The sequence below is a fragment of the Vibrio tapetis subsp. quintayensis genome (assembly GCF_030409945.1).
Taxonomy (GTDB): Bacteria; Pseudomonadota; Gammaproteobacteria; order Enterobacterales; family Vibrionaceae; genus Vibrio; species Vibrio quintayensis.
This window is the reverse complement of the sequence record NZ_JAUFQV010000007.1, coordinates 226,404-240,022: the sequence shown is the minus strand read 5'-3', so window position 1 is coordinate 240,022 and position 13,619 is coordinate 226,404. Positions and strand designations below refer to the sequence as shown.

Genomic DNA, 13,619 nt, shown 5'->3' with positions numbered 1-13,619 from the left:
GCTTGGAAGTCAAAATGCCACTTGGCTTGGACCGCAATCAGGCCATTCCACCACATCAAGATTTCTGCGAGCAACGCAATTAGAAGCAGAATATCTAACCTTTTAGTACTGCGAGTTCTATTGTGACGAAGTGCGATCCCATAAGCGGTACTTTTTAAGTCACGGAATGCCTCTTCTATTTGCATACGCTTAGCGTACAGATTAGTAATTTGCACTTCATTTAAGATGTGTCGAGGGACGTTAGTCGCGAGTAACCACGGCTCTTTCGCGCTGCGTTGGTAAAGATGAGTAGCGGAGTGCTTTTGACTGGTTCTACTGTGGCGCTGGGCTTTTCGACCTTTCTCTAATCCTTTGTAAACATAGGCTTCACAAGGTATCGGCGCTCTTTTGGCTAATAAACAATGGCCAAGGTACTTTGGTTTATGTACGGCATTTGGATAAAAATTTTTGTTTGAGACCCAAGGTTTATCCGGTTGTTTTATTGAGACTTCACCTCGGACACGACCTAACCAAAACCAACCTTTTCCCTGAACTTGTCGGAACCAGGTATTCCGAAAACCAGCATCAGAAACGATGATTGGGCAGGTTCTATTGGGCAAAATATCCTGCAATTTATCGAGGAATGATTGGTGGCTTTTAGGTGAGTTATATTGGCCATATTCAAAAACTTGCTCGAAGATTGTGATGGCTCGGCCATCCAGAGCAACGGATGCTCTCAACGTCATATAACGAAGTTGCTCACGAACATCAGACCAATCAACAAGGACTACTGGACAGGGATTCGATCCCGTTATTAAGTGAGCATGCCACCTATAAATAAGGTCTTTTTCACGGTGGAGTTGGCGATTTCCAAGTAGCCTATCAACACGCTTAATTGCATGTTTTACCGTGGTATTCGTTTCTAGTCGGCGACCTAGCTTAGTTAGGGTTAAATCAGAGCCGTCAAGCACGCTCTTTGTGGCAAGTATCAGAGAATTAAGCCGTTTTTTGTGAATCGAGGGGCATTGGTTTTGTAAGGTTTGCTGTAGAATCTGAATATCGCGCATCGTGAGCTCATTTGATTAAAATGTGTGTTTGGCGATATTCATTAAATCAACGGCAGCGGTGCGCGTCTACCTCATTGTTTTTAGGGTTAATTATGAGGGGATTCGCAAGAACGGGGCGTTAGGTTTTTCCGCGGTAAAATGGAATTAAGGGGGTATCATGGATTATCAAACGAAGCTCCAATTTGCACATAAAGAGCTCAATGATAAAGGTGTTTGGAAATCGAATTACAACCCACCAATAGCCAAGTTACTATGCAAAATTGGGCTAAACTTTCCGCCGCCTTATTATCAGACGTTCATGAATAATTGGATTATTTCAGCCATCACGTTCGCTCCTGTTTGGGGTATTCTAAATTGGTTTATAGTTTGGAGTGACGCGGATAAGCCTGTTCTCGAAGCTGTCTATATGTCTTTGATTGGTGGTGTTTTGTTTGGGCTCATCATGGCGACATTTTACTTTGTTAGAAGAAAGCAGTTAAACCTGTCGGAGTGGGGTTCTTTGGGTTAATAGCGCCAAAACCTAACAAATGAGGATTAAGCTCTGCGTAGCCAGCGTTAAATCCCGAGTGTTGAACAAGCCCGTTGCCACTTCTTATAGTAAATTGTGCGATCTGGTGTGGTGGGCGCATCGCTCTGAGACTTTTCTCAAGGCGAGCGAGGCTGAGGTAAGGTTGCGACAGCAATCTTATTAATCAGTTAGCTGTTTTCTCTTCTTCTTTTTGTTCGTCTCTCCTCTGATTTTACTTCGGTCATTATCCTTATTATGTTTTCCTTTCGGCTATCTCGGTCGCGTTATTCCGACGCACGCCATGTCATGCTGGCAGAACGGGCAGGTTCGTATGGCTTCGTTCAACAATGCCATTAAATTGATGCGTTACACTCCGCATTTTTGGTATGGAGTGCGGTGGGTTTGGTTAGTGTTGCGTAGGTACAAATTATGGCGGCGTTAGCTTACTAGGAGGCTAGCAGTTAACTAGCCTAAATTCGCTCTTACATCAGAAATGGTAATAAAGAGTTTATTTTCTGTATCCTGAAACGCTTGGAATCCATATCGCTCGTAGAAGTCTTTTGCACCGTCTTTGGCGTCAACAATAACTACAGGAAATGCGACGCTATCACTGGCTGCTAGTAGTTTTCTGAGTGCATCAATAAGCAACCACTCGCCAAAGCCTTTACCTTTGTAGCGTTCATCGACTGCTAAACGGGCAATTAGACCACCAGAAGTCGATGATTGGTGTTTTTTTTGTAGCTTATCGGATAAAGCCTTCAAATCAATGGGTGTCATTGTTAGTGTATAAAAGCCAATGACATGCGTGCTATCGTTATCATCTTCTAAAACGAAAGTTCTGGTGTTGTCTTTCTTTGCTTGCTGACTCGCCATTACTTTCAGGTAGTTATTAAGAGCTTCAATACCGCTGTTGAACCGACTCCTATCATGCTTTGCTTTTTCTAGAAGTACCGTGTTCATCATTGAGTTTTGCTCTCGTAACGTTCAGAAGCAGTTTTCAATTTTGAGTTGATTGTTGCAGGGCGGTCTAAAGCGTCCATAAGTAAGATGGCATCAGCTTGGCTAAGTTTAAGTGCTTGCTCACGTTCAATCACTTGTTTGGCTTTTTCGATAGCAGCACTTAGAACAAATGAGTTAATACTAGACATGCCAGCAATTGCCGCCGCTTTTGTCAGTAAGTGTTGTGTATCGACATCAACTCTAGCAGTGATGCGGGGTAAAGTAGCAGCCATAATGTAATTTCCTTTTGTGTCAAAATGTCACATGTGTATTATGGTCTTAAAGTGAGCAGTAATCAATCGTTGTGTCACTTTGGCACGCAAACTAATAAGCAATTCAGCCTGATTCGCAACGCGTGGCATTTTTGGTTCAAATTAATATGGTGTTTACGGTTCATGCAGGAAGTTCGGTTTCGTTGCTCAAAACTAAGCGAGCGTTACCTGCTTTGAGGTTAATCATTAGTAAGGTGCCGTAATGAGAATTTTGGTAACAGGTTCTGCGGGTAGGGTCGGGCGTTCAATCTATATTAAATTAATGCGAACACATGGCGTAGTCGGCATTGATAAAGCACCTTGATCAACAGTCGATGACATTGGTGATATCCGTGCATACCGCGGCTCTTCATGCTCCTCATGTTGGTTTAGTACCTGATTCAGAGTTTACATCTATCAACGTAGATGCGACTGAGAAATTGGTTTTGGCTGGAGTAAAAGCTGGTTATACATCGCATAACCCTCATTTGTTATGCCCGTAGAGAGAGATTTGCGTAAGTTCCTGTTGAGCGAGCAATAACTCTTAGGGTTGAGCTTAACCGCCTTTATATATGCCATAATGAAAGTGATGTGGTACAAATGATGACTGTCCATTGGGGCTATGAAATGTGCTTGATATTGTTGCCGTCGTAGGTCTACGCAGCGATCGATGTCTGTTAAAAAAATTGGTAATGATATGAAATTTAAAAACATAGCTGTGCTTTTAGTCACTCACTTATCGGTAGGCGCATTTGGGTTTGGGCTGGGAATTTATATGCTTCCTATCCTCATTGCACCAAAGTCGCCGACTTCATCTGAAATTGCCCAACTATCATCTGATCAGCTCTACTCCGCAAGTTTCGAAAAAGATCGTAAAGACAGTGATACATTTCATTGGGGTGACGGCCTAGTGTCTGTTGGTTCTGAGTACATTACGCTGATGGGAAGCCTTGCTCCTGGTCCTGACTATAAGCTTTATCTGTCAACGGAATTTGTCGAAACTGAAGCGGAGTTTAATCGTTTGAAAACAAGTATGGTGTTTGTCGGTAATGTTAAAACCTTTGAAAACTTCTCAGTGAAAGTCCCCCAAGATATAAATCCGTCGCGTTATAACACAGTCATCGTATGGTGCGAGACATTTGGCGAATTCATTACATCAGCAAAGTATCAATAACATCATACTGATTGACCTGTTTCCTACCAGGTATCAAAAGTGCGAGTTTTCAAAGCATTGGCATGGTGACTAATCCTGCAGAACATGGCCAAAGTCTTGGTACTATGGGTAGCTGTCTTGAATATTTCGATGCACCTAGCGTGAATTAAAACGGAGGAGTCTAAGTGACAAGGTATCTTTTATTGATCTTAGTGTTGTTCTGCCAATACTCTAGTGCTAATCCGACTTCCTTTGAGAGCGCAGAAATCAAAGATTGGGAGCCGCAAACATTTTCTCGTCAAACCGATTATGAGCTAGTCCAATTGGATGGTAAGTCGGTATTAAGAGCATCGAGCAAACAGAGCGCCTCAGGGCTTGTGTTTAAAAAGCAATTTGATTTACTGAAAACACCATATCTAAGTTGGGGGTGGCGAGTATCTAAAGCGCTGCCTGAACTCAATGAACGGAGCAAAAATGGTGATGATTATGCAGCGCGAGTCTATGTCGTCATTGAAGATGGTTTCATGGGCTTAAAAACGAAAGCGCTCAATTATGTTTGGTCGGGTTCACAACAGGAAGGAGAAGCTTGGGATAATGCGTATGTTGGATCAAGCGTCAAAATGGTTTCTGCCCGTGGGCTAAACTCAAGTCTCGATAAATGGTACTACGAGAAACGTAATATCTATCAAGACTTGATTAACTATTTTGGTGATAAGGGAAGCCACAACGCTAATATGGAAGCCTACCGTTACATAGATGCCATCGCCATCATGACCGATACAGACAACAGTGGCCTGATGGCCGAAGCGTATTATGGAGAGATATACTTTAGTGCTGAATAACGACAAGTCAGTAGATCAAACACCAGAAAATATAATTATAGAGTTAATTAGACAAGATTCATTGAGAGTTAACGCACTTGATTGTGTTGCCGAACTCAGCTTACCTCAATGCTATTTGGCGGCTGGCTTTGTGCGAAATTTAGTATGGGATCACCTCCATCAGAAGAAATGTGCCACAGAGTTAAGTGACTTAGATGTAATCTATTTTGACCCCATTGAAAGCAACGCTTATGCCTATCTTGAGTATGAAGCTCGCTTACAAGCAATGATGCCAAATGTCACCTGGCAGGTTCGCAATCAAGCTCGAATGCATGAGCGAAACCATGACGCCCCATATCTTAGCTCCCTCGATGCCATGCACTATTGGCCAGAGAAAGAAACCGCGGTTGCCATTCGAAAACGGGTTGATGATAGTTATGAATGTATCTCAGCGTTTGGTCTGGAATCGTTATTTAACTTACACGTCACATATAACCCTATTCGACATCGAGAAATTTTTGATCATCGTATAAAATCAAAGGGTTGGCTCATTCAGTGGCCCGCACTTGTTGTGTCACTATAACTGTTAACACGAACGTAGAAATAGGCATATGCTGAGAAGTCTTCGTCACGTTAATCGTGTTCATACAGATTAATGAAGTGTAAAGGAGGATACGTGAGAATAGTAGAAGCGACGTTAGCAGACTTAGAGCCATTTTTTGTTTATTTGGGTGTACAGCTGTTAGATAACGCCTCAGACGACTCTCCACTTTTTCAGCCAATCGCTAAGAAGCATTGCCAAGTGTCAAAGCAACTAGAAGATAAATTTAGAAATGGCTTTGAATCGAAAATAGGACAACCCGGTTGGCGTAAACTATGGCTAGTGAAAGATAATGATGCCCGAATCCTTGGTCATATTGATTTACGGCATGACAATGGTGAATACAGTTTCCATCGTGTGACATTAGGTATGGGCGTTGATTCCAGTGTGAGAAAGCAAGGCTTAGGCAGAAAATTAGTGGAGTCAGTAATTCAGTTTTGCCACGAGAATACAAACATTGATTGGCTTGATCTGAACGTTCTAGCCAATAACCGCCCGGCCAAGGAATTGTATTTAAAATGTGGTTTTCAAGTTATAGGCGAAATGTCGGATTGCTATCGAATTGATGGGCAACCAGTGTCGGAAATTACGATGACATTGTGTACTCGAAGTCAGTTTTAAACGTCTCTCGATGATAAGAAAAAGCGCGCAAAAATCTATTATGTGCACATTAAGTGGTAAGGAAAAAAGCATTCGTGTTAGATCCCATGTGGGAACGGCTATATTCATTTATGGAGTATTGGTATGAAATTCATCTGGTTAAAAATTGCTTTAACGGTTCTTGTCTTTGCTGGCTTATTTGGGATTGTTTATTATAAAGTGGCCACTGGCATTTAACGAGAACTTGCTGCTGTACTGTGTCTTCAAAGCCTAACAGGGAAGTGTATGGTTGATTTTGTTTTGCTTTTTATCGCTGGGCTTGCTGGTGGCGTTTTAAATTCTATCGCTGGTGGTGGCAGTTTTATCACATTTCCGGCTCTGATTTTTGTGGGCGTACCGCCACTCATCGCGAACGCAACCAATACGTTTGCATCATGTGCGGGTTACCTAAGTGGCGCATACGCTTTTAGGCATCAATTACGTGACCACAAAAAAGAAATCGTACTAACAATAATATTAAGCCTAATAGGTGGAGCCTCTGGTGCATATTTATTATTAAACACGTCAGAATCATCATTTCAAGTTGCGATTCCGTGGCTACTTCTTTTTGCTTCGACCCTATTTATCTTTGGTTCGAAAGTCAATGTATGGCTGCAAGCACACACAGAAAAGCACAATGATAGGTTCAAAATTCAATCTGTTATATTGCCCGTTACACTATTAGGCGTAAGCACTTATGGTGGGTTCTTTAATGCAGGGTTGGGTATCATCGTACTGAGCTATTTAGCTTTGTGTGGGCATAACAACATTAATGTGATGAACGGTTTGAAATTAGTCGTGTCTTCCGCTGTTTCAGTCGTGGCCATATTACTCTTTGTGTTAAACGGTTCTATTGCGTGGGCTGAAGGTTGCGTTGTATTGATTGGCACCTTAATTGGTGGTTACTACTCTGCTTCTATCTCGATGAAATTGCCGCAACAACACGTTAGATCGTTTGTTGTTTTAATGAGCTGCGCAATTACCGGATATTTTTTCTTTGCAACGTATCGCTAATCGGCCTCACCGAACGTTTTATTTTTGGCAGTTAATAAGGAAAGTTTAATGATCTTAAATCACGTGTCAGTTGGCACTAAAAACGTAATCTCGGCGGTAGCATTTTACGATGCAGTATTAGCAACATTATCCATTCAAAGAGCACATTACATCGACGGTATTGCTGCAGCGTATGGCGAAAATTTCGAATTTTGGGTAGGTTGTCCGTGTGAAGCAAAAGCTTCGATAGGAAATGGTTCACACATTGCATTTAATGCACCCAGCAAAGAAGCGGTCGATCAATTCTATAATATTGCCATTGAGCAAGGTGGTACGTGCGAGGGTAAACCGGGTAATCGACCTGAATACGGCGATACATACTATGCCGCGTTTGTTCGTGACTTAGATGGCAACAAAATAGAAGCGGTATCAATGTAATTATTTTTGTGTTCTGCCTTTGCTAAATTAGATTGGTGCGGGTTTGAACAGGATCTTTGGTCGACAGTGAAAGGAGGGGAAATGAACATAACCTGTGATGTAGGAACGATCGACGACGTTGTTGTGATTGATCATCAAATCCCAGAGTTTGATGGAAGAACAACTAGCGAGCGTTTAACGTCGAGGCTAAAGCAAACCCGCGACTTGATCTTAGTTGCCAAAGTTGATGATGTTCCCGTGGCTTACAAAATTGGCTATTCATTATCCGACAGCGAATTTTATAGTTGGTTAGGTGGGGTCATTCCGCGCTTTCGACAGCAAGGCATTGCAACTATGTTGAGAAAACGGCAAGAAGAGTGGGCTTATCAGGCGGGCTATTCGTCCATCAGTGTTAAGTCGATGAATCGATATCCTGCAATGCTTCAATTGCTGATCTCTAGCGGCTATCAGATTAATGGCTATGAAAATAACGGTACTGAAGCCAATAGTAAAATTCAATTCATCAAGAAGCTATCATCTCAGCGTGAATCATGACGCACTTAGCTTATGAAAAACAAAGGAAACAGTATGTTTACACTCGACGTCGATAGCGAATTAAAACTGGCGCTTATTCAGCCCTCATTTGCTAAAAAATACTTGGAAATCGTGACAGAGCAGCGAGACTATTTATCTGAATGGCTAGCCTGGCCTCCTCATGGCAAATCAGAGGATTTCTTTTTGACGTTTGTTCGCCAATCCCGATTGGATTATGCGGAGGGGAAATCCATGGTATGTGCCATGATTTATCGTGATGAATTAGTGGGTAACGTTAGCTTTAACTCAATTGATCACAATGTGAAAGTGGCAGAAATTGGCTATTGGTTAAGCGAAAAACACCAAGGTAAGGGCATTATTACTCGTTCAGTATCCAAGTTGATCGAGATTGCATTTTCAGAGTTGGCATTGGATAAAGTTCAGATTGCAGCGGGTGAGGGTAATGCACCGAGCAGAGCGGTATGTGAGAGATTAGGTTTAAAACTAGAGGGCGTTATCACCAATAGAGAAAACCTAAATGGTCGAGTGATAAATCACGCTATTTATGGTTTATTAAAGGACATTACTGCGACGTCTGGTTGATATTGCGTAATGATATCAGCGCTTGAGCACTCACGTTATTTTGACTACAATGACGCACTTTTTATTATATGTAGAGCAAGAACATGACTGACACTTCTAAACCAACACTACCGGATCACCTAGCAGGCAACCCACGTAGTCCGCATCATGTTGCTGAGTGTTTTGAGCATCAAATCGGTATTCGCTTAAATGGTAAAGAGCGTTCTGATGTTGAAGAATACTGCATCAGCGAAGGTTGGGTGAAAATTCCTTCACCAAAAGCGTTAGATCGCCGCGGTCAGCCAATGTTGATCACATTGAAAGGCACTGTGGAAGCGTACTACGTATAAGCGCGTAGTCGGTTTGCGATAGCCTTATTGCAAGCACCACTAAGCTCATAAACAACACATAGAGTTATTAGGCTCTATGTGTTTCTCTTCTGTCTTTTTATACTTATCAGTTCAAAACCTGATGATAATTAGATGCGAGCTACCTGATTTAGCCAAATTCAATTCTATCTCGGCCTTTATCTTTTGCTCTATAGAGTGCTTGATCTGCTCGGCTCAACAAACTGTCGGCACTGTCATTTTTAACCAATTGAGCGACCCCAACACTGACCGTCAGTGGTATCGTCTCGCCTTCAAATTCCACGCCTTGTTCTTTTAACTTGACTAATAAACGATTCAGTAGCTTTTCGACACCGACTTTATTGGTGTTTGGGTAAATAGCTAAAAACTCTTCGCCTCCCCAGCGGCCGTATAAATCGTCAGCGCGGCAAAACTCCGAAACCAGTCGCGAGAAGTGTTTCAGAGCGGCATCTCCGGCATTGTGGCCAAAGTTATCATTAATTGCTTTGAAGTGATCAAAGTCGAAGATGGCTACAACAAGGTCTTTCTCGTATTGATGCGAAAGGTTAACTTGTTTTTTCAAGATACACTCAGTACAGCCTCGATTAGAAAGTTGGGTTAGAGCATCTGTGTTAGCTACCACCTTCAGTTGATTATGAGCACGTTTCAATGCACCAATATCATTGTTACGAGCAATCTCATGGCCTACCCATTCGGCGAACATGCGAACTAATTCAATATCTTGGCCAGTAAATGAGCGCGTTGACTCTGGGCTAGAAAAATTCAGCGTGCCGTAACGCTGGCCGTCGACAAAAATCGGCGCCCCCAAGTAGGCTTCTAAACCAAAACTGGAAAAACAGGGATGGGTGGCAATTCGGCTGTGGGATACATGGTTAAAGCCTTGAACGTCGTTGGCTTGGTACACATGGCTGCAGTAGGTTACCCCAAGCTCAAATGTTAGGCCGCTATCAAGGGCATCATCAGGATGTACCGCATATTGGATAACGTATTTTTCGCCATCGATCTTACTGAAGATGCCGATTGGCAAACCGAAGTGTTCGCAACCCAAATTTAAAATGGCTTTGACGCGTTGCTCAAAGTTGAGATCTCGGGATGATGTAATCGCATGAAGTTTATTCAATGCGACTTCGGCTGCCACTCTATGGGAGTCATCTTTGATTATCGCGACGAAAAACTGTGGTTGTCCGTTTCGGTCTTTGATGGCACCACCAGACAGTTGCCCTTTAAAGACATGACCATTTGAATTTATGTAATCAACCGCGTCGGTTGAATCTGAATAATTGGTGTGGGCATTGAAGCGGCGCAGGCCTTGCTTATCGTAATCGCTGTCGTTGGCATAAAGTAATATGGTGCTTTTGCCAACCACATCGCTGTTGCTATACCCGAATAGCGAACGAGCAGATTGGTTCATGTAAACAAACTGGCGCGCCATATTCGAAACGATTATTGGTGTATCTATATGTTCAAATACCAGCTGTACGGTGCCTATGTCTAGGTCGGTAGTCTCGGTAAAAGTCATGCCCATATTATAGATAGCTCCTTGATTAACGTTAAGTTTAACGAATGTCTATTTATTAAGTATCTGCCAAAATGAATAAATATCAACCACACAAAAAGAATATTTTATGTCGAATATGTGAGCTTTACTCAAAACCACGAGTCTTGTCAGTCATATGCGTGTGGTTTCCTTAGTTGAATTCAATGTTTGAGTCATGCGACAATTAGGCAAGAGATGTCTAATTTGGAAAGATAATGGCAAAGTTAACGCTACAAGAACAAATGCTTAAAGCGGGTTTAGTAAACGAGAAGAAACTCAAAAAAGCAAAGAAAGGCGCGAAAAAATCTCGAGTTCAAAAACGAGAAGCGGTCGAAGCGGTTGAAGCGAACAAAGCGGCGCAACTTGAAAAAGACAAAGCACTGAATCAACAACGTAAAGACGAGCAGCTCGCAAGAGAGTTCAAAGCTCAAGTGAAACAGCTCGTACAAATGAACAAGCTTGAACTAAAACAAGGCGACATTAAATATAACTTTACCGATGGCACATTGGTTAAGTCTATGTATGTAGAAACCTTGATTCATACGCAGCTGGTGAAAGGTATTCTTACAATTGCGCGCTATGAAGATGGCTATGCCGTCATTCCTGGTGTTGTTGCAAAGAAAATTCTGATGCGCGATGAAGAGACCATCATCGAAAACAACACAGCAGAAGAGATTCCAGCAGAAGATGACCCATACGCAGATTTCGTCGTACCAGACGATCTAATGTGGTAGAGGCGAATATTTAAACTCAATTCGGGATATTGCCTATTGGGTTGACCGAGCAAATAAAAACCGGCACTTCATTTGAAGTGCCGGTTTTGTTTTGTCTATTGCTAAGGTATTACGCTTGTTGAGCTTCTTGCTCTGGCGTTTTATCTTTGTTCTTTAACAGACGGCTTGTAATCGTACCGGCTGTCATCGCACCGGATACATTAAGCGCAGTTCGGGCCATATCAATCAATGGTTCAATCGAAATCAGAAGTGCGGCAATTGTTACTGGTAAGCCCATTGCTGGTAGGACAATAAGCGCAGCAAAGGTTGCGCCGCCACCCACTCCGGCAATACCGAATGAGCTGATTGTAATAATGGCAATCAAAGACAGAATAAAGTTGATGTCCATCGGGTCGATGCCGACGGTTGGAGCAACCATGACCGCCAGCATAGCAGGGTAGATCCCGGCACAACCGTTTTGGCCAATTGTCGCACCAAATGAAGCCGACAAGTTTGCAATGGCTGGTGGTACGTTAAGCTTGGTAATTTGAGCTTCTACGTTCAGTGGAATCGTCGCCGCAGAGCTTCGAGATGTGAATGCAAAAGTCAGTACTGGCCAGATTTTTTGGAAATACTCTTTTGGGTTTACGCCAACGAACGAAACCAAGATACCGTGAACAACGAACATCAGAATGATTGCAACGTAAGACGCAACGATGAAACCAAGCAGGTTAAGAATGTCAGACGCGCTAGATGTTGCGACTACCTTAGCCATAAGAGCTGCAATGCCATATGGAGTGAGGGCCATGATCATCTTCACTAGGCGCATTACAATAGATTGTGCAGCTTCAACAAAAGTGCGAATTGGTGCTTCAAGCTCTTGTTTTTCGATCATCACCTTGCGCGCAGCAATACCAGTTAAAATACCGAATATCACAACAGCGATGATAGAAGTAGAGCGTGAACCTGTTAAATCAGCAAATGGATTGGTTGGAATGAAGCTCACCAGCATTTGTGGGATGGTTAAATCAGCAACGCTACCTATGCGGTTTTCCAGCGTAGCGATGCGGGCCGTTTCACGAGCACCTTCAGTTAACCCCTCCGCAGTTAAGCCAAATACTTGAGTGACAGCAATACCAACCACTGCAGAAATCATAGTGGTGACGAGCAAAACAGAGATGGTTAGTCCGCTGATTTTCCCGAGTGAACCAGAATTTTCCAGTTTAACCACAGCCGCAATCATGGAGACCAAGACCAATGGCATGATGATCATTTTCAGTAAGCCAACGTAACCGCGGCCGACAACATTCACCCACTCAAGGCTCGCGGCAATTGCGCTGTGGCCCTCACCGTAGATAAGTTGTAACGCTAGGCCAAAGGCACTACCGAGAACTAAACCAAAAAGAACTTGGCGAGAAAGCGTTGAGCCTTTTTTCTGCTGCAAACTGAGAAAGAAAAGAAGGGCAGCAAACACAGCGAGATTCGCAATAACAGCCACTGACATAGATGTAATCCTTAAAATAAGTGGTAGATTTTATAAATATCTACTCGGTAAGTCATATAAAGAATGAAATTCTAGAACGGTAGGTTACTGCCAGTGCTTAAGATCACAAAGTCGTGTTTGTGATTAGATATAATGTTTGGTTATACAATTGATTGTATTGTCACCAGAGTGGTGAAGTATTCATCGAATCTATCTATATTGACTCAATAATGCCCACATTTTTTTACTATCGAGCACTTGAGTCGTGCCGTCAAAATCGTGGTCAGTCTGAAATAAGCTGTACAGCATCGCCGTGGCAACCTCGTCTCCGGAGATCGGGCGGAAGTTTGTGAGCGGGCCTACCAGTAATGGGCGACAGAGCGTGAGTAGTTTTTCACTGATGATTTCACCTGCTCTCGGCTTTGATCGTTCTCCGCGCAGTGGCCCTGGACGAACAATGATCAGACGCTCGAAACCCATCCCTCTTAGTGCTTGCTCCATCTTGCCTTTGCAACGCAGGTAATGCGAGGGGGAGTGAGGATGTGCACCAACACTCGATACCACGGCTAATCGCTTGGTACCCAACAACTTCATGGTATGAGCTACTTGGCAAACTAAGTCATAATCTATATGGCTTAACGCTTCTTTGCTGCCGGCGTCTTTGATGGTGGTACCAAGGCATATAAGACCTAACTCGGGCTGTTGGGTATTATCGTCCCACTGAGTGAGAGACAATGAACTGTTTTGATGCTCAATCAGCTTTGTATTGGTCATGTTGAGGGATCGTCTGACGAGCGCATGAATGGCGGAGACATTATTATCCGACAGCAACAGGGTTAGGGCACTGTGGCCAACAAGGCCGCTGGCACCGGCGATCATGACTGAAATGTTCTCATTTAGGTTGTGCATCTCGTGACCAAAGCAGAAAGTGAGTCGATGATTATATAGGATTAAACATCAGCAAAATGCTTTTG

At 43.0% G+C, this 13,619-nt stretch carries 17 protein-coding genes and 1 pseudogene; 12 read left to right on the top strand and 6 right to left on the bottom strand.

The window, feature by feature from the left end:
* Positions 1–1,046, bottom strand: a 1,046-nt coding sequence (locus tag QWZ04_RS02985; RefSeq protein WP_290324766.1) for an IS4 family transposase, incomplete at its 3' end; no start/stop codon positions are given.
* A gap of 157 nt (positions 1,047–1,203) precedes the next feature.
* Between QWZ04_RS02985 and QWZ04_RS02980 the strand changes: the two genes are divergently transcribed.
* Positions 1,204–1,554, top strand: coding sequence for a DUF6404 family protein (locus tag QWZ04_RS02980; RefSeq protein ID WP_290324764.1), 351 nt, complete (start codon positions 1,204–1,206; stop codon positions 1,552–1,554).
* A 465-nt stretch (positions 1,555–2,019) separates the two neighbouring features.
* Here QWZ04_RS02980 and QWZ04_RS02975 read toward each other — a convergent pair whose 3' ends face one another.
* Positions 2,020–2,517: a GNAT family N-acetyltransferase gene (locus QWZ04_RS02975; RefSeq protein ID WP_290324762.1), complete on the bottom strand. Its 498-nt coding sequence runs from the start codon at positions 2,515–2,517 to the stop codon at positions 2,020–2,022.
* A complete protein-coding gene (locus QWZ04_RS02970) occupies positions 2,514–2,786 on the bottom strand; it encodes a type II toxin-antitoxin system TacA family antitoxin (protein WP_290324760.1) in 273 nt (90 codons plus the stop codon). Before QWZ04_RS02970 ends, QWZ04_RS02975 begins: the two co-directional genes overlap by 4 nt.
* 241 nt (positions 2,787–3,027) lie before the next feature.
* Between QWZ04_RS02970 and QWZ04_RS02965 the strand changes: the two are divergent.
* The 10 genes and pseudogenes from QWZ04_RS02965 to QWZ04_RS02920 form a co-directional block, all read left to right on the top strand.
* A pseudogene (locus QWZ04_RS02965) lies at positions 3,028–3,271 on the top strand (NAD-dependent epimerase/dehydratase family protein); the annotation flags it as partial.
* Between the two features lie 230 nt (positions 3,272–3,501).
* Positions 3,502–3,978 (top strand): DM13 domain-containing protein, encoded by a 477-nt coding sequence (locus QWZ04_RS02960; RefSeq protein ID WP_290324759.1) that lies wholly within the window; start codon positions 3,502–3,504, stop codon positions 3,976–3,978.
* A gap of 164 nt (positions 3,979–4,142) precedes the next feature.
* Complete coding sequence (locus QWZ04_RS02955; RefSeq protein WP_290324758.1) at positions 4,143–4,799, top strand: DUF3047 domain-containing protein; 657 nt, start codon at positions 4,143–4,145, stop codon at positions 4,797–4,799.
* Positions 4,771–5,361 (top strand): nucleotidyltransferase family protein, encoded by a 591-nt coding sequence (locus QWZ04_RS02950; RefSeq protein WP_290324757.1) that lies wholly within the window; start codon positions 4,771–4,773, stop codon positions 5,359–5,361. Before QWZ04_RS02955 ends, QWZ04_RS02950 begins: the two co-directional genes overlap by 29 nt.
* Positions 5,362–5,454: 93 nt before the next feature.
* Positions 5,455–6,000, top strand: a complete 546-nt coding sequence (locus QWZ04_RS02945; protein ID WP_290324756.1) for a GNAT family N-acetyltransferase — start codon at positions 5,455–5,457, stop codon at positions 5,998–6,000.
* Positions 6,001–6,264: 264 nt separating this feature from the next.
* The gene (locus QWZ04_RS02940) at positions 6,265–7,032 is read left to right on the top strand and encodes a sulfite exporter TauE/SafE family protein (protein WP_290324755.1); all 768 of its coding nucleotides are present in this window, start codon (positions 6,265–6,267) and stop codon (positions 7,030–7,032) included.
* A gap of 48 nt (positions 7,033–7,080) precedes the next feature.
* Positions 7,081–7,449 carry a VOC family protein gene (locus QWZ04_RS02935; protein WP_290324754.1) on the top strand — a complete coding sequence of 123 codons (369 nt, stop codon included), beginning with the start codon at positions 7,081–7,083 and terminating at the stop codon, positions 7,447–7,449.
* Between the two features lie 81 nt (positions 7,450–7,530).
* Positions 7,531–7,983, top strand: coding sequence for a GNAT family N-acetyltransferase (locus QWZ04_RS02930; RefSeq protein ID WP_290324753.1), 453 nt, complete (start codon positions 7,531–7,533; stop codon positions 7,981–7,983).
* 33 nt (positions 7,984–8,016) lie between these two features.
* The gene (locus QWZ04_RS02925) at positions 8,017–8,565 is read left to right on the top strand and encodes a GNAT family N-acetyltransferase (RefSeq protein WP_290324752.1); all 549 of its coding nucleotides are present in this window, start codon (positions 8,017–8,019) and stop codon (positions 8,563–8,565) included.
* An 83-nt stretch (positions 8,566–8,648) separates the two neighbouring features.
* Positions 8,649–8,894: a DUF3297 family protein gene (locus tag QWZ04_RS02920; protein WP_102521323.1), complete on the top strand. Its 246-nt coding sequence runs from the start codon at positions 8,649–8,651 to the stop codon at positions 8,892–8,894.
* 148 nt (positions 8,895–9,042) lie between these two features.
* Here the strand turns inward: QWZ04_RS02920 and QWZ04_RS02915 are convergent, their stop codons facing one another.
* On the bottom strand, positions 9,043–10,437 hold the full coding sequence (locus QWZ04_RS02915; protein ID WP_290324750.1) for a bifunctional diguanylate cyclase/phosphodiesterase: 1,395 nt from the start codon (positions 10,435–10,437) through the stop codon (positions 9,043–9,045).
* A gap of 227 nt (positions 10,438–10,664) precedes the next feature.
* Between QWZ04_RS02915 and QWZ04_RS02910 the strand changes: the two genes are divergently transcribed.
* Positions 10,665–11,183: a DUF2058 domain-containing protein gene (locus tag QWZ04_RS02910; protein ID WP_290324748.1), complete on the top strand. Its 519-nt coding sequence runs from the start codon at positions 10,665–10,667 to the stop codon at positions 11,181–11,183.
* 109 nt (positions 11,184–11,292) lie between these two features.
* On the opposite strand, the gene QWZ04_RS02905 is transcribed toward QWZ04_RS02910, so the two are convergent.
* Together QWZ04_RS02905 and QWZ04_RS02900 are read right to left on the bottom strand one after the other, a co-directional pair.
* Positions 11,293–12,666 carry an L-cystine transporter gene (locus QWZ04_RS02905; protein ID WP_290324747.1) on the bottom strand — a complete coding sequence of 458 codons (1,374 nt, stop codon included), beginning with the start codon at positions 12,664–12,666 and terminating at the stop codon, positions 11,293–11,295.
* A 189-nt stretch (positions 12,667–12,855) separates the two neighbouring features.
* Positions 12,856–13,554 (bottom strand): NAD(P)H-binding protein, encoded by a 699-nt coding sequence (locus tag QWZ04_RS02900; RefSeq protein ID WP_290324745.1) that lies wholly within the window; start codon positions 13,552–13,554, stop codon positions 12,856–12,858.
* Positions 13,555–13,619 lie beyond the last annotated feature (65 nt).